A 17,646-nucleotide genomic window follows, 5' to 3' on the forward strand; every position below is an offset into this window, starting at 1 on the left:
TTATATGATAGAAATCGCGCCAATATTTAAAAATTGAGATGTTGAATAATAGGTGATTGCACCTATTATTTACGGGGCGAAGCCGAGGAGTTCTCAATTTTTAAATATGTTTTAAGCGATTACTATCGTATTAGAACCATCGAATTTCTAAATAGAACAAGCAATATACAATATCCCCTACTCTCTATGGTCTAGATAACCTATATTAGGCAAAGCGTACTTTCGTTAATAACCCAAATTTTTATTTAATCTGTATTTTTAGGCTTTTCTCCAAATGAAAGGATTAAGTTTAGTAGGATACCGACTACGGCTGCAGAGGCAATAGCGGGGAACTCAGCCCCAAACATTGGGATCATGCCGTTTGGGAAACCGAAACTTCCTCCAAGTCCAATAATTAGGATAATGGCGATAACCGCCAAATTCTTGGCTACAAATAAATCCACTTTCTTTTCCATCATAATTGCAATTCCCTGGGCACCGATAACTCCAAACAGGTAAATGGAAAGTCCGCCGATTACGGAGGTAGGAATGGAGTAAACGATATTAATTAATGGTGTGAAGCAAGAAATAATCATTGTAATAATGGCTGCTGCAATCAGTACCGGAACTGAGAATATTTTAGACAGTGCCATTGCACTAATATTCTCTCCGTAATTTGTTCCCGCTGGTCCGCCGATAAAACCGGATACAATATCACCGATACCATCACCTATTAAGTTAAGACCTAATTTATTCTCAAGGTCATAAGTCTTTGGGGAACCTTTTTTCTTTGCCAGGTCTTTTACATAAATATCTAATTGATAGATGTGAGCCGTAGATTCGGGTATGGTTGCAATTGCAATGGGCATTATGGCTGCAATGGCGGCTAAGTTAGGCTTTGGTAATGTAAAGACAGGCAAGCTGAATATACCATCTGCTTCCAGTGTATTAAAGTTAATAAAAGGTATTCCGGTTATGGCACCAATAATAGCAGCGGCTATATAACCTGTAAAAAGACCAAATAGTATAGGCAGCTGACTTAATCTACCTTTTAGGTATACAGAATATAATATAGTGGATAACAATGTAATAATTGCAATTATCCATGCCATATTGGTTGCAAGGAAGGTATTAGCTTCTGCAACTCCTGCAGGAATGGAATGGGCATTTGCCATAGCACTTACTGCTAAAGATAAACCAATAATAATAGAAATACTGCCAGTAACTGTAGGAGGAAGTATTTTATCTATTGTTGCTTTACCGGAACGTTTAATAATAATTCCTGCAATAATAGATACAAAACCGGACATTACAATACCAAACTGAGCTATGGAGATTTTATCATTCAATGCATATGAGGAGAATGCTTCGGCACCCATAATTGAAACAATGGCAGCTATGTAGGAGAAACTGGAACCATAATATAAAGGAATTTTTCTGCCGGTAATTAAAATAAAGCATAATGTTGCTAAACCACTGGCAAAAATAGTGGTTGATACATGAAAACCGGTGAGCAGTGCAACTAAAACGGTAGCCGGAAACATAACTATGATTTGCTGTAAAGCAAATGGGATGAGTTCCAGTATAGGCGGTCTCTCATCTGGCAGATATCCGATAGATTCATTTTTTGTTGACATTTTAACCTCTCTTCCAGCGCTTTAGCGCTTTTTAATAAATTACAGCAACTTTGTGCACCAGAATAAATTGCCGGTTGAAAAAGCTTATTTTTCAACCTTGCCTTTCTTCCGGCGCTTTAGCGCCTATATTTTTTCAGTTTCGAATTAGGCCGCTTTTGTATAGAGGTTACATTTAAAATTATTATTGTTTTAGTTTCTTTTCTTTTAGTGCCTTTAAAATGTCTTCTGAAGTTATGGGCATTCTGTGAAAGCGCACACCAATTGCATTATAAATGGCATTAGCAATACACGGAGCACCGGGAACCATAAGTGGTTCACCTACTCCCCTTGCACCGTAAGGTCCTGTAGGTTCTGCATGTTCAACATACTTAACAATAAGTTCCGGGGCATCATCTGCTGTAGGTATTTTATAATCTACGAAACTCTTATTTAAAACCCTGCCGTTCTGAAGCTTTAGTTCTTCAAATAAAGCTGTACCCAATGCCTGAACCATAGCTCCTTCACTTTGTGCCGCGAAAAGTATAGGATTAATCACCTTTCCCGCATCAAAACAGGATACCATCTTAAGGACTTTACATGCACCGGTATCCGTATCTATTTCAATTTCGCATCCGTTCATGCCCATGGTCCAAAAAGCTGCTGGATGATGTGTTGCAATACCAGTTTTCTTATCTGTATTTATATTATTCTCCAGTGTAAATGATCCCACACCAATTGCAGGACCGCCGTATCCGCTGCCGTCATTAAAAGATACTCCTAATGCAAAATCCGATATTGGAAGTTTTCTCTCCGAATAAATCTTATGTACAACATATCCGTCTTTAAATTCCAGGTCTCTTTTTACCACTCCCATTTTAATCTGTGCAAGATCTAGCACTTTATCCACTAAATCTTCTGCTGCCAGCTTAACTGCATTACCTGCACAATAGGTAGTACGGCTTGCAACTGTCTGCCATTCGTAGGGAGTATGGTCCGTGTCTCCTGAACAAAAAGTAATCTTATCAGGAGATACAGAAAGCACCTCTGCTGCAATCTGTACCAGCACTGTTGCTGCACCCTGACCGATTTCCTGACCACTGCTCATTAAGAAGAAAGTACCGTCCTCATTCATTCGGATTATGGCTGAAGAACCTGCGTTAGTAGGCATGGAAGGTGATTTCCAGCCGGCAGCAATGCCCTTTGCCCGTATCTTATGAGGGCCTGCAGGTTCACAAGGCTTATCATACTCAATCTCCTCAACAACTTGGTCAATACAGTCCATAAGACCGGCAACATCCATTCTCTCACCCATTCCGGTATATCCACCGGGTCTAATTCCATTTAACCTTCTTATTTCAACTGGTGAGATTCCAACTTTCTCTGCAATCATATCCATATTCTGTTCAATGGCAAAATGGATTTCGCACATACCAAAACCACGGTAGGGACCTCCAACAGGATGATTGGTATAAACGCAATAACTATCAGTCCATACATTATCAATATCATAAGGCCCTGCCGATGCCCATCCACCGGCCTTAGTGATATTAACGCCATATTCCGTATAAGCGCCCCCATCCCATATAAACTCATTGTGAAGGGCAATAATCTTACCATCCTTTCGAACACCTGCTTTAATCTTAGCATGCATTCCCTGTCGGACATAAGCATTTACGAACTCATCTTCACGGGTATAAAGCAGCTTAACAGGACGCCCTTTACAGTGCTTTGCAAGAGGGATAACAATCCCTTCTAAAGTGGTGCCGGCCTTGGAGCCAAAGCCTCCTCCAACAGTAGGTGAGATTACCCTTATTTTGTTCAGGGGCATTGCAAATGCAACTGAAAGAGCCTGGCGGACTGCATAAGGAGACTGACAGCTTGCCCAAACAGTGAGTTTTCCATCTGTATCATATTTTGCAATTGCAGCATGAGGCTCTAATGGAACATGCTGTACGTGAGGGATATAGAAAGAATTCTCAAAGACATAATCTGCCTCTGCAAAAGCCTTTTCAGCATCTCCTTTTCTTAATACGTAATGGTGAGAAATATTGGTTCCCTTTTCAGGATAGAATATGGGTGCAACTTTATATGTATGGAGCTCCGGGTGAATCACAGGAGCATCCGGTTTCATGGCATCCACGGCATTGGTAACTGCAGACAGTTCTTCATATTCAACCTTAATAAGATCACAAGCCTGCCTTGCTATTTCTGGAGTATCTGCGGCAACTGCGGCAACCGCCTCACCCATATATTTCGCCGTATCCCCTATCTTTGCCATAAAGTATCTGTCTTCCAGATAAAGTCCAGCACGGTTAGGATATTCATCACCTGTTATTACACATTTTACTCCTGGAAGTTTTTCTGCTTCTGATGTATCAATGGAAAGAATTCTTGCGTGTGCATAAGGGCTTCTTACACATAGCGCATAAAGCATTCTGGGAAGACGTATGTCATCAACGTATTCTGCTGCACCTGTCACTTTCTTTATAGCATCTTTACGCTCATATGACTGACCAACATACTTTAATTCCATTACCGGTCACCTCCCCTTAAAACTTTCGCTGCCTCTTCAATGGCTTCTATAATGCGGACATATCCGGTGCATCTGCAAAGATTTCCGGCTATGGCTGTTTTAATCTCTTCCCTTGTAGGATTGGGGTTTTCCTCCAACAGAGCTGTTCCAGACATAATAAAGCCCGGCGTGCAGAATCCACATTGTAGGGCTGAAAGCTTTACAAACTGTTTTTGCAATTCTGATAGTTCACCATCTATAGCAATACCTTCAATTGTTGTAATATGCATGCCATCAAGTTCTGGAGCCAGAACCAGACAGGCATTTAAGGGTTTTCCGTCGGCAATAATTGTGCATGCACCACATTCACCGGCACCGCAGCCTTCTTTTGTTCCAGTAAGACATAGTTCATCACGTAATACATTTAGCATTGTTTTGTTCGCATCAACATAAAGTTCTATCGGTTCTTCATTGACATAAAAATTAACTTTATATTTCATAGCTAAATACCTCCTTATGCTAACTGCTCAAGGCTGCGTCTTACTGTAACTTCCACAACATCAAGGCGGTATTCCTTGGATGCCCGAATGTCACTGATGGGCGAAACCTCTGTTCGGGCAAGCTTTGCTGCCTCATCTATTAACTCAGGTGTCAGTTTCTTTTCCTGTAACAAGCTTTCCGTCTCAGGCAGTCTTATGGGGGTAGGTGCTACTGCACCGAATGCCATTCTGTAACTATCACCAATCTTAAGTACTGTACCGCAGATAGTGGATAAATCTACTTCCTTACGTCTTGAAACTTTTGTAAAAATACCTTTTGCTCCTTCAATATAGGGAACCTTAATCCCAACAACAATTTCCTCCGGCCTTAAAATTGTTTTTCTTACAAAGGTGATAAATTCTGTAATTGGAATTTCCCACTTTCCTTCTTTACCAATTATACATACCTTTGCCTGACAGACATATAGGGGCGTTCCCGTATCACACAAAGGAGAAGCATTTACAATATTGCCCACCAAAGTTGCACGGTTACGAACCTGTTTACTTCCTACAGAGTGAGCTGCTTCTGAGAGGAACGGATAATATTTTTTAACGTCTTCATTATCGGCGATATCATTCATGGTTACACATGCACCGATATACAGACCATCTTCTTTATTGAAAGTAATCTGGTTAAATCCCGGAATATGCTTAATGTCAATGATAAATTCCGGTGCAATAAGACGTTCACGAAGCTGGATTACTATATCTGTTCCGCCATTTAAGAGAACAGAACATTCCTCGTGCTCACAACGAAGTGCAATCGCTTCTTCCACTGTTTCCGGCCTCAAATATTGAAATTCTTTCATGGCCCCTCCTAACAGTTTATATAGATTTATAAAAAAGGCTGTCACCAAAATCACTGTAAAAATCAATTACTTTGTTATTTTGAACGTTTAATTCAGCAAAGCTATTACATGAAGAATTTTAAGTAAAACCTCGGATTCTTCATGAATAAAACTTTCTGAATTTTTAATCCGAGTAATATAAATTTCATTTCAGATTTGATGTTCCCAAATGTAATTTACATGGTGCATTTTCCATTATCTCATAGTTCGTCATTCCTATTTGATATTCCAAAATGTATAATTTACATAGAGGAACTTTAATCAAAACAACAGGTTTGAAACTTTAAACTTTTCAGCAGTTTCTACTTAGAATAACTAAGTTGGGTTACAGCCTTTTTTCAGAAGTATTTATTTTTAATGTTGTGTATATGTAATTCTTTTACTTATTTATGCATCTTCAAAACCATCAAATGCAACGATTCTTGCTATACAACTTTCGCCGTCTACCAGTTTCCAAGGAAAACATCCAATAACAACACGCTTGTTACTAAGTTTGTCAATATCTCCTCCAAGACATTCCGCATGAATGGCTTCATATGGTTTACGAAACAGTTCAATATGCATTGCCTGATAACGATCCGGCCAAGGATATACTTCATTCAGGCTCTTTCCGTAGCGTTCCTTGAACAGCTCATTACACTTTTCTGCCTCCATTGGTTCCCAGTCACGAATCTTTGTATTCATTGGATGGTCTGCACTGCCGCAGTCAACACCGATCCAGCGGAGCTTTTTATCACGAACCCACTGCACAAAATCAAGGCTGGGACCGGGATGACGAAGCATATAACGTCTTTCGTCTGCATCCGGCTGATCCCATCCGTATTTGTGATAGCCGGTATTTATAATAAGAATATCCCCTTCTCTTACTTCAACTCTCTTTTCAATATCTTCAGGGGTATAGATTCCAAAATCTTCAGCCTGATCTGACAAATCTACAACTACGCCGGGATGGCAGAGTTTTGTAAGTTCAAGGGATGCCATATCACGTCCTGCCGTATCAAAATGTAGAGGACCGTCAAGGTGTGTACCCACATGATTACTATGGGTTATTAACTGTCCGTTGGCACCATTGGGCGCGAGACGTTTAAAAAATTTCATCTGCAGCGGCTCATAGGTAGGCCACGGGGGTGTATTGATTCCAATGGGAATTGAAAGTTCGTACATTGTAATATCTGACCATTTGCTCATATTAACCTCGATTCCGGTGCTTAGCACCATTATAATAATAAAAGCGATTTGCGTTCGGTCTAAAATGCTAGTTGAAAAAACAGCTTTTTAACCTAACTCCCGTTGCAGTCCGCATCTGTTTACGGATATGGCACTGCCACAAATCAGGGTGTTAATTATAAATTCAATAATTCACACTACTTTCTCCACACATCATTTATTTAACCAAATATTTTACCCTGTTATATTTTATATCCGGCAAATAAATAAAAATTCTAACTGTATACACTGCGTTTCCGTATTAAGACCATTTATCTGCACATGCTGCCAATGCTTTCTTAAAGCAGGCTTCCGGCGGGTGAACCAGTCCTGCACCAACCTGGCCTACACCTGCATCCTTATGAGCAATACCTGTATTGATAATAGGACGGATACCGGTTTCAATCACTTTAACCATATCAATGCCGGTAGGTGCTCCACGAAAATCAAGTCCCGGTATCTTATAAGCGGTACCTTCCCCTATTGTTATCTCATACATCTGCATGGAATAATTCCTTGCATCCGATACCTGGCCTCCGACGAACTGTACAATTGCAGGTGCTGCTGCCATACAGAATCCTCCTATACCTGCTGTCTCAGTAATACAGGAATCACCTAAGTCATAAGCTTCATCTTCTTCCGTAAATCCCGGGAATAAAAGTCCTTCTACCTTTTCTGCCGGGGCTGTAAACCATGTATCCTTCCCAAGTCCTGCTATACGAATGCCAAAATCAGTACCATTACGGCACATAGTTGCTGCTACCGTACAGAATTCAATATCAAAAATCGGATCCATGGTACATTTGCAAGCAGGCATGGAAATATTTAAGAAGGTATGGTCGTTGCTGTTAATAAAGTTAAGGGCTGCTATCTTCTTCTCATTTGGCAGGTCAGCCTCTAATATGGCCGGTGTAAGTTCTCGGAATAAAAGTGACGTTCCTGCTTTATTCCGATTATGTCCTTCATCACCCATCTGTAAAAGCTGGGCGATTATCGTCTTTATATCTATTTCACCTTTTATTTCCATTGCTGCCTTTAAAACCGGATACAAATCTTTTTCCATCCAGCGAAGTCTTGTAAGAACTTCTACATCAAAAGCTCCAAATCGAAGAACTTTCCCAAGCCCTTCATTAATGGTACAATAAGCGCGATTTCCAAAGGTTTTGTTCTCCAATATCCATACAGGCATGGAATATGTCACAACACCTGCCATAGGGCCTACGCAATTATGCATATTGCAGGGGGCAAATGTAATCTTACCGGAAGCTGCAAGTTGTTCAGCTTCTTTAATATCAGCAGCAAGGCCTTCATACACAAGACCTCCCATAACAGCACCTTTTTGAGGTCCGCACATGCGCTCCCAGGTAATAGGCGGGCCGGCATGAAGTATGGTTTCCTTTGTCATTCCCGGTATTACTTCACCTGCAATTCCAAGCCCTATTATAACCGGCTGTGCTGCAAGAATTCTTCTAAGGGCCTCTTTATTTGCTTCCTGAATTTTTGAATAAAGTGCTGGATTCTTAAGCTTACGTAAGTTTGCAGCTGCCTCCTTATCACCCCCTGCTATAGGTTTCCAGTCTATATGTACTGCTGGTTTATTCTGTTTCTTTAAATCTTTATAAAAAGATTCAATTCCAAAATTAACAACATGAAGCTCTTTCTGAAATAATGTATTTAATCTGCTCATTCCACCACCTCCTTACTCCATTTTGGCCAATACAAGCTCTGCAAAACGGGTTGCCTGAGCATTTGATGGAAGCACTACAGCACCTGCATCTGTTAACTGTTTCTGTGTTTTACTCAAACACTGGGGATCCCCTTCTGTACCGCAAACGGCTGCTACTACTAGAAGATGCCTGCTTTCTGTCACTGCATCTTCCTTAGCTGCCCTAATGGCCTCTGCTAAATCCCCTGCCGGATTCTCATGTGAACCATATCCAATCACACAATCCACCATAATAATTGCACATTCCGGATCCTTACCATCTGTAATCACCCGCTCTGCACGCAGGGAGGGATCAATCATGGGATGAGGTCTTCCCACTGTGAATTCATCATCACCAAAATCAAGAAATGTATGCTCATAACTTTTACCGTTTCTTGCATCATTTAGCTTATCTTCCGGTTGTAAAGGAATATTACTGTAAATGTGCCCAAGTTTTGGAAGCATCAGTTTCATTGCTTCATCACAAAGAGTACCTCCCGTATAGAAGCCCCGTACGTATTTCTGACTCTTTGCCATCTTAGAAGCATGCTCTTTTGCCAAAGCTTCTGCTTCTTCCTCCCCCATAGAAAAGGCAGCAAAATCTTTTACTGACTCTCCCTTTGAAAGGGCCACTGCCTTATGCGCAGCATCTTCAAGGGATATTGCAGCCGTTAAGCCAAAAGCTTCAATCTCCTCCCGGTCTCCACCAATAAAGCAAACAACAACTGATTTTCCTGCCTTTGATGCCAAGGAAAGGATTTCTGTAGCAATTTCTTTTGCAGGCGGCTTACTGATTAAGGTAATAACATTAGTCCTAGGATCTTTAACCAGTGCATCAAGCCCAAGTTTCATCATAAGACCTCCTATTTCTTTCTTTAGGTCACGTCCTCCTGTACCAATTACCTGAGAAATACCCCCTCCCAACTGATCAATAATGGAGGATACCTCCTGTGTGCCTGTACCGGATGCGGCTACAATTCCTATGTCCCCTGCCCTTACCACATTAGCAAAAGCAAGAGGGACATGATTAATAATAGCAGTTCCGCAATCAGGTCCCATAACCAATAGTTCTTTCTTATATGCATATTCTTTCAATGCACGTTCTTCTTCTATGGTAACATTATCCGAAAAAAGCATTACATTAATATCTCTCTCAAGGCAGCCCTGTGCTACAGCAGCTGCATGTTTGCCAGGAACAGAAATAACCGCAAGATTAATATCCGGATCAATTTTTATTGCACCTTCCAAAGTCGGCGGATAATAATCAGCCTCTTTTGACTCTGATTTCTTATTAAGAAGTTCATCTACCTTCTTCTTAGCGGCCTCAAATGCCATTTCATCATCACATTGTACCGCTACAAAGAAATCATTTGGGGTAACCGAATCAAATTCAGGTGTTTCAAGTCCAATGTTAGCCGCTATCTCACGATTAAGGTCAGTCCCCATACCTACCAGTGCTTCACCGATGCCATTTACTTTTTTTATGTCTTTACTGATAAGCATTAATGTTACTGAATCATAATAAGCGTTTTTTCTAATCTCAAGCTTAACCAAAATATTCTCCTCCTGTTAAAACGGATATTCTATAGCACAAAGTTTACACCCTTGAACCCGTGCTTTTTTAACTGGAAATAGTTTATAATCCGTTTAAATTTACAATCGCCAGGACAACTCCCGCAAGCATATCAATACCGGAAGTAGAGCCAAAGTTTAAAATACACTCCGCACTTTTTTTCAATATTTCTATATCTGTATCAGAATATATGGTGCACAAAAGTCCGGTCATATCCTCTGATAGAAGTCCCATTGCACACTGCTTTAAAAATGCACCGCTAATTGTATTGGTACGTTCTGATGCCTTATTACCCATAGCATATGTAACTTTACTGATTTCTTCATAGTCCTGCCCTTTTGCTTTTGTATCAGCAAGACAGGCTGACATATAGCCCATCAGCATATCATCCGAAGAAGGGGTAAGTCCGATTCCACAGCCTGCAATCCCTTCTGCATGCTCTCCTGCCTGTGAATCTCTTTTCTTTATAGCTTCATTTAACCCCGGCAGTTTTTTCATTATGAACTCGGAATATGGATTTTTGTACTTCCCTGTAACCAAGGTGCTTAAATCATATTCACAGCCTTTTTCCCAAATAAGACTTTTTAGAATCTCGATTTTTAACCTTAGATCCTTAGGAACAAATAATCCAATATGCTTCATAAATAACAGGTCACATTCCACAGCATCTTTTAGATTTATAACCATATCTGCATTCGGAATAATAAGACTGTTACCGGATGAAATAACCTCCATACTTTCTCTTATCCCTGACTTTGTAAATGATAAGTTATCTAAAACCCTGCAAGACATGGGATATAAACACCGTATGTCAGAAAGCAGGGTAAAAAATATATCATTAGAAACTATATTAACTGCGGTGTCAAATACGGAATGGACTTTAAAAACTTTATTATTTACTAAAAGAGCCTCTCGAAGCTTCCCACAAATATTAACCGCCTTTAGTTCTTTCATAACTTTCTAAATTCCAAAAGGCTCTAAGCCTTTTGGAATATGAAACCATACTGAGGAGCTGCAACGGTTTCTTTATACAATATTGTTTTTTCTTTCACAATCCCTACTGTGGCAATCAGTTCCATGCCTGATTCAATTCCCTCATCAAAACCTACCTGTCCTGTGACACGAACACCATTTTCAAATTCTACAATCCCAAAGTTTAACCAGGGACACATATAACCTTCCGGCAAGTTATAAACTCTGGTCCATGTTAAAAGCCTGCACTTTCCTTCCAGTGGAATCTTCTCAAACTCCCGGCCATCGCAGTCCGGATTCTGACAAACGATGTAACGGGGATGATGGAGCTTTCCGCATTTTGTGCATTTATAGGTATACATTTGATCCATATCCATACTCCTTTCACAGGTTGAAAGAAATCAATTCTTTCAACTTTCCCGACATAATAATGGATGAAGAAGCTTTTTCTTCACACTTCCAAACATGATGTCGCTCTGCAACATCTCAAATAATGGATGAAGAAGTTCACAAGGGAATTCCACTGGATTCTCTTGCTGGAGTTCTTCCTGTGTGAAACTTAGAAATTCTTAGTCAGCGTACTGTGCTGGCTTAGTATTTCTTTTCACACTTCTCTCCTTACTTAGTTGTCAAAACGGTTGACACAACATTGTTACCAAAACCGCCAAAGTTAACTGCCAAACCTGTTTTTGCACCTTCCACCTGTCTTTCTCCAGCTTCACCCCGGAGTTGACGAACAAGTTCAACAACCTGTGAAACACCGGTTGCCCCAAGAGGGTGACCCTTTGCTTTCAATCCACCTGATGTATTAACTGGTTTCTTTCCAGTAAGTGCTGTTTCACCTCTTCGGGCTGCAAGATGACCCTCACCCCGTTTGAAGAAACCTACCTCTTCTGATTCTGCGATTTCAAGTATTTGAAATGCATCGTGTAATTCTGCAATATCTATATCATCAGGTCCCACCCCTGCCATCTCATATGCCATCTTAGCACTTAGTCTTACTGCCAATAAATCGGAAGGAACTTCACGGTTGGCAACTACATGGGTATCTGTAGCGGAACCCATACCTGCAATCTTAACGAACTTCTTATCTCCAAATCCAAGGGTATCTTTCTTGTCCTCTGCAACCAGAAGAACTGCTGCCGCACCATCGGATACCGGACACATATCAAATTGCCGAAGCGGATCTGCAACGATAGGATTCGTAGCATTTATGTATGCCGGGTTCGTAATACGCTCTAATACAACGCGGCTGTGAATATGTGCACAAGGATTCTTGCATGCATTTGCATGGTTCTTTACGGAAACTATGGATAAATCTTTGCTTTCAAGACCATATTGGTCCATGCAAAGTCTTGTAAACATACCTGCGAATGCAGGAAGTGTAGCACCATATTTGTACTCGCCCTCCAGATGAAGCATAGTAGCAACAAAGTCCGTGCCCTCCCAGCCAGTAACTGCACGCATACCTTCTGCACCCACTACCAGTACACAGTCACACATACCGGATGCAATCGCCATAAATCCTAACTTAATGGCAGAAGCACCGGATGCAGGACCATTCTCAACTGTCTCTGCCATAGCAGGACGTATATTTAAGGTATCAACAACTGCAGATGCAGTACCGCTGATCCGGTTTACCATACCTGCGCCCATGGTACCAACAAAAACCTGGTCAATCACATTATTTCTACCTGTTTTTGCTCCTGCATCATCCATCGCCTGGAGAGCAGCGTCACAGACCATATCCAAAAACGGAACTTCCGACTTACCAAACTTGGTATGTCCGACTCCTACAATACCTACACTACGCATAACGTTCTCCTTTCAGATCACACTTTAATTTCAGCAGGTTTACGTAACACCTTATTTGCTTCTACAACATCCTCAAATGCCGGGCGAATACCAACGTTCTTATTTGCTTTGTGCTTCTCCCATAAAGCACGTGTAAGCACATAGGTAGGAACACCGCCTAATTCATGCTGGCATTCAAAACGAGGTTCTAATTCGTATTCTATCATCCAACGTTTGAATCCGTTAGGACTCTCAGCTACGATTAAAACTTCATCCTGATCCATAAAATCAAAATGATATTCCATCTTTGCAGCGAAAAGCTGAGCACCAACACGGACTCCACGCCTAAGTGTTATTGTATGGTATGACATACCAAGCTTCTCATTTACAAGACGTCCGTTAACAATACCTGCGATTTCACCATCAATAGCTCCTACAAAGCAGTATTCATCCCGTACTCTGTAACGGTACATTCCAAGAAGCTCTGCATAGATACGCGAAGCAACGATGTCATAGAAATCCTTAGGCTGTTTCATTAAGGGCTCGATTGTTTCCATCAATAAAGGAATCTCATCATAAGTTACTTCACGAACCAACATATCCTCACCTGTAATTAATGGAATAACCTTTGCTTCATAAGGTTTCATTCCTATTGATGGTGGCCTTAATTTGCCTTCCATCTCATCAATAATGATACCCATACTAATTTACCTCCTAATTATATATTTTTTTGGCAACCCTTAGCTGAAAGGGGAAATCTTAATACCCAGGAATATAATTATAATTAGGTAAGAAATAAGTTTCTGATTTCTTACCTCACATGAAAATAAGTTGGAATTAACTGCAATATCCATACTTTCACATGGCATAAATATAACTAGCTCCCGTTTATAATTAAATTATAAACGGGAGCTAGTTTTCTTTCAACTTGTTTCTAAATGTAATTTGTTCTGTCAAATTAGTTGATTTTTCTTAAATATTCTGACAAATTCCGACTGTGCAAATCGAATTACCCTATCTTCATACTCAAAATACGCCAAAAGGAATTCCATACCTTTTTCTGTCAGAAGAGTTCTTCCATACCTGCTTCCCCCCTGCCGCCTTTGAATAATAGTATAACCAAGTTCAAATTCCAATTTATTTAAGACCTTCCATGCCTTGGTATAAGACATAGACATAAGTTCACATGCTTTATTAACTGACTTGGTTTCAGATATCAGATATAAAAGCAGCTTTGTCCGATTATTAAAAAATACAGATTCTTTCTCGATACTAAGTCCTACCGCTGCCTGCATAAGGGCACGATTATGCTGTTCAAGAAGTTTCTGTAATTGTTCATAACTATGTACATCCTGAACCACTCCTTCATCCTCTACTTCAACTCTTACATGGCAGTTCTGTAATGAATGAATAGCACCTTTAAATTCGTCTTCTCCTTTATAATGCAATATGCCAGGAATAACTGATGATGACAGGAGTACAGGATAACCTTCTTCTTCTTTATAAACCGGGTATGTAACTTCACCCTTTGTATCAAGTAGTTTTTTTAGAGTTTCTGGAGAAAACATAGGGGAATTAACAGGTGTAATCGCAATATGGCTGCATTTATCCTGAAAATAGCTAAGACCTATTTTTAAAGAATCAAACATGGTTGCTTCCTGGCAATCTTCATTCTTTAAAAAAATCACCCCATATTCCGACAGCTCATGTCTTACTTCATCCTCCTGGGTTCCGGTAATTATGACAATGGGAAATATCCCTGCCTGTTGAAATGCAAGAACAACCCTCTTCACAATAGGAATAGAGCCTAATTGAAGCATTGGCCTTGCCCTTCTTATACTGGCAGCAACTATGATTCCTCCGACATTGTTTATTTTCATTAATATATCCATACTCCTTTCAAACATACCGATGCGGCATGCTCCTACATTGTTTCTGCCTTACGGCAGAAACAATGTATTTTAATTCACGCTTCTACTTCATAAATAACAGTTTTTCCATCCAACCTGTGAGCATAAATATATTCTCTTACTTTCTCATGAAAAGGATGTTTATCATATACTTCAACCGCTTTCATATCCTTAAAGGTACAAATAAGAGCAAGATCATAACTTCTCTGCTCATTATGCCAGATATCTATTCCGGTTTCCATCGATAAAATCTCAGGTATAACCCCTTCCATGCTATGTAGTTTTTCAATGACTGTTGTAAGACATTCTTCTGGATCACGAAATTTAAATAAAACAATATACTTAAGCATTATTCTCCTCCTGAATAAGATATTTTCTTTTATCCATATCCTAAGTATATTAGGTTATATTAAGAAGCGTCCCTTATATAACCAGCTTTCGCAAGCCTCTGCAGTCTTTTCTTCTTTAGTCAGCCTTTTCTTTAGTCAGTCTTTTCCTAAGTCAGTCTTTTCCTAAGTCAGTCTTTTCTTAAGTCAGTCTTTTCTTAAGTCATTAATTCCAATTTAATACTTAATCTAATATTGGTCAAAATAGACACCTATCTTTTGTGCAATATGTATTGAATTCTCCTTACTATATATGTAAATTATATATAGACAACTTTATTTATTTCCATATATTATACAAAATCAGCAGCAAAATGTCAATTATTTTCAGTCATATTCTATAAAAATTTGATATTTTTATTATTTTCCAAACAATAAAGTACCTGTTTTCAAACTCATGTTTAATTACTATATATTACCCACCTTTAACATCTATATCCCTACCAGTAACTTTCCAGTGAAGGCTCCCAATAAAGATTAATTCTTACACCTTATTAACCGATATAATGATTGAATCTATTGATTTGTAACCCCTTGGAGGTTTTATATGATAAATAATAATATTTCACAACCCAATAAAAATATGGGCGAGGCTATTTATAGTACTGCTATCAATGGTCAGTCTAAGATTTCTTCCTCCTCTTCCCCAGCCTCGGTACCCAATTCTTCTTATCCTGTCAACAACACTGTAGGATTAGAAAAAGGCCAGATTATTCGAGGGGAAGTATTGGATCTTCGCAGCAACGAAGTCAGCGTAAAATTAGAAGACGGACGGATTTTAACCGACAAGTTAGAAGAGGGGAATCAGCTTTCAATTGGAGAAAATGTTACTTTCCAGGTAGAGGAGGTTTCTTTAAAAAGCCTATCATTAAAAATATTAAGTGAACGCCAGGTAACTCTTCCTGACACTACCATAGATAAAGCATTAGAAGCCGCAGGACTTGGTAAGAATATTAGAAATCGTGGCATTGTTAGGGCTTTATTAAATCAGCAGATGCCCATTGATAAAAATACACTAGGATTACTGATTAAGCAATCCATAGCATTTAAGGAGGTCTCCATAGACACCCTGGTTTTTATGAACAAATATCATATTCCTGTTACAAAAGGTAATATTGACATCTTAAATTCTTTGAGTAATTCAGAGCAGAATATTTTAAAAGATATTGCAAGTTTATCCAACAAAATTCCTGATTTATTTGAAGAACTTAGCAGTAAATCTTATGCTGAAATAATAACAAAAGGCAATGAATTATTAAACATTGTTTTACAAAATCCTTCATTAAATGATTCCATGGAAGGTAAAGAAGCAAACATGAGGTTAACTTCCCCAGATGCCCCTTCTGCATCAGAAGCACCCATCGTGAATCCGGACCTGCCTCCACTTACAGCGGATTCACACTCAGCGGAATCTAAGCAGCTGTTAAATGAGGCTGTTCTTTCTGCAAGTGAACGATTAGAACTTACCAGATTTTTAGAAAGTGATTCGTCTGCTAAATTGCTATTTTCAGAAAAGTTATTGCAGAATATTATGAATGGTACCGCTAATATGAAAGAAGTTGCAGAATTATTAAAAGAGGCATTCCCAACTGGTTCTTTCAATGATATTAACAACTTAATGGAGGGCAATACCCAATCCTCCATACAACATATTTTATCAGCCTTTGAAGCATTACAAAATAGTAATCCAGTGAATCTCATAAGTGAATATCTTACAGATAGGGATAGAACCCATTTGTTACAGAATTTAGATGATTTCTCATTGACAAAGGAAGTAAAAGACCAGATTCAATCCGGTGATATTTCCACCAACGAACTATTAAAATGGATTCAAAATAAACTAAGTACGGTTTCTGAATCTTCCATCCGCAGGTTGTTTTCTTCTAAAGAATACAAAACCCTTATGAAAGAAGAATTAATATCTAAATGGACTTTAACTCCGAAGTCCTTAACGAAAGAGGGAATCGTAGATGACTATTATGATAATCTGTCGAAGCAACTGACTAATGTAAAAGAATTTATATCCTCCTCTTTTCAGGGCAGCCAGGAAAGTCTATATGGGCAGGCTGGTCATTTACAGGAGAATATTAGTTTTATGAGCCATATAAATGATTTTTTTACATATTTTCAGCTGCCAATAAAGCTAAAAGAACAAGTTGCCAACAGTAAACTATTTGTTTACACAAGAAAAAAGGAAAGGCGCACTGCCGAAGAGGGAATCAGCGTACTCCTTCATTTGGATATGGAACACCTCGGACCTTTGGATATTCATGTGGATCTTCATAACAAGAATCTGGTAAGCAAGTTCTATATAAATGATAAGGATACCTCAAACCTTTTATCAGCCAATATGCCCCTTTTAGAAACAGCTTTAGAAAAGAAAGGTTATTCTTTAAATGCTGAGGTGTTAATAAGAGAAAAAGATTTGGATATTGTTGAAGAATTCACGAAACAAGAAAATTCATCTATTGTACCTCGTTATAATTTCGATATAAGAGCCTAAATTAGCTGAGAACCATAGCTTATCCTGCAATCTGATAAATATAAATTTACTAAAAATAATGAGAATACATTAATAGAAATAACAAAAATAATATTAAAAAATA

14 protein-coding genes are annotated in these 17,646 nt (G+C 39.1%); 1 reads left to right on the plus strand and 13 read right to left on the minus strand.

Translation table 11 applies throughout. From position 1 onward, the window contains the following. Positions 1 to 245 precede the first annotated feature (245 nt). From RT261_RS17635 to RT261_RS17695, 13 genes are all read right to left on the minus strand, one after another. A complete protein-coding gene (locus RT261_RS17635; RefSeq protein WP_313134410.1) occupies positions 246 to 1,616 on the minus strand; it encodes a uracil-xanthine permease family protein in 1,371 nt (456 codons plus the stop codon). 181 nt (positions 1,617 to 1,797) lie between these two features. Beyond that, a complete protein-coding gene (locus RT261_RS17640; protein WP_313134411.1) occupies positions 1,798 to 4,128 on the minus strand; it encodes a xanthine dehydrogenase family protein molybdopterin-binding subunit in 2,331 nt (776 codons plus the stop codon). Beyond that, entirely contained in the window at positions 4,128 to 4,607 is a 480-nt protein-coding gene (locus RT261_RS17645; protein WP_313134412.1) for a (2Fe-2S)-binding protein, read from the minus strand. The genes RT261_RS17640 and RT261_RS17645 overlap by 1 nt, the downstream gene beginning before the upstream one ends. A gap of 14 nt (positions 4,608 to 4,621) precedes the next feature. Further along, a complete protein-coding gene (locus RT261_RS17650; protein WP_313134413.1) occupies positions 4,622 to 5,455 on the minus strand; it encodes an FAD binding domain-containing protein in 834 nt (277 codons plus the stop codon). Between the two features lie 426 nt (positions 5,456 to 5,881). Beyond that, positions 5,882 to 6,682 (minus strand): cyclase family protein, encoded by an 801-nt coding sequence (locus tag RT261_RS17655; protein WP_313134414.1) that lies wholly within the window; start codon positions 6,680 to 6,682, stop codon positions 5,882 to 5,884. A 280-nt stretch (positions 6,683 to 6,962) separates the two neighbouring features. Beyond that, the gene (locus RT261_RS17660; RefSeq protein ID WP_313134415.1) at positions 6,963 to 8,387 is read right to left on the minus strand and encodes a DUF1116 domain-containing protein; all 1,425 of its coding nucleotides are present in this window, start codon (positions 8,385 to 8,387) and stop codon (positions 6,963 to 6,965) included. A gap of 12 nt (positions 8,388 to 8,399) precedes the next feature. Next, a complete protein-coding gene (fdrA, locus tag RT261_RS17665) occupies positions 8,400 to 9,959 on the minus strand; it encodes an acyl-CoA synthetase FdrA (protein ID WP_313134416.1) in 1,560 nt (519 codons plus the stop codon). An 82-nt stretch (positions 9,960 to 10,041) separates the two neighbouring features. Beyond that, positions 10,042 to 10,932, minus strand: coding sequence for a DUF2877 domain-containing protein (locus tag RT261_RS17670; RefSeq protein WP_313134417.1), 891 nt, complete (start codon positions 10,930 to 10,932; stop codon positions 10,042 to 10,044). A 23-nt stretch (positions 10,933 to 10,955) separates the two neighbouring features. Continuing rightward, a complete protein-coding gene (locus RT261_RS17675; RefSeq protein ID WP_313134418.1) occupies positions 10,956 to 11,321 on the minus strand; it encodes a Zn-ribbon domain-containing OB-fold protein in 366 nt (121 codons plus the stop codon). Positions 11,322 to 11,568: 247 nt separating this feature from the next. Beyond that, complete coding sequence (locus RT261_RS17680; RefSeq protein ID WP_313134420.1) at positions 11,569 to 12,765, minus strand: thiolase C-terminal domain-containing protein; 1,197 nt, start codon at positions 12,763 to 12,765, stop codon at positions 11,569 to 11,571. Positions 12,766 to 12,782: 17 nt separating this feature from the next. Next, entirely contained in the window at positions 12,783 to 13,445 is a 663-nt protein-coding gene (locus tag RT261_RS17685) for a hypothetical protein (protein WP_313134421.1), read from the minus strand. 252 nt (positions 13,446 to 13,697) lie between these two features. Beyond that, entirely contained in the window at positions 13,698 to 14,624 is a 927-nt protein-coding gene (locus tag RT261_RS17690) for an NTP transferase domain-containing protein (RefSeq protein ID WP_313134422.1), read from the minus strand. 86 nt (positions 14,625 to 14,710) lie between these two features. Beyond that, complete coding sequence (locus RT261_RS17695) at positions 14,711 to 15,004, minus strand: Dabb family protein (protein WP_313134423.1); 294 nt, start codon at positions 15,002 to 15,004, stop codon at positions 14,711 to 14,713. A gap of 583 nt (positions 15,005 to 15,587) precedes the next feature. On the opposite strand from RT261_RS17695, the gene fliK reads away from it, so the two are divergent. Then, positions 15,588 to 17,543 carry a flagellar hook-length control protein FliK gene (fliK, locus tag RT261_RS17700; RefSeq protein ID WP_313134424.1) on the plus strand — a complete coding sequence of 652 codons (1,956 nt, stop codon included), beginning with the start codon at positions 15,588 to 15,590 and terminating at the stop codon, positions 17,541 to 17,543. Positions 17,544 to 17,646: the final 103 nt, after the last annotated feature.

Source organism: Anaerocolumna sp. (genome assembly GCF_032079385.1).
Lineage (GTDB): Bacteria > Bacillota > Clostridia > Lachnospirales > Lachnospiraceae > Anaerocolumna.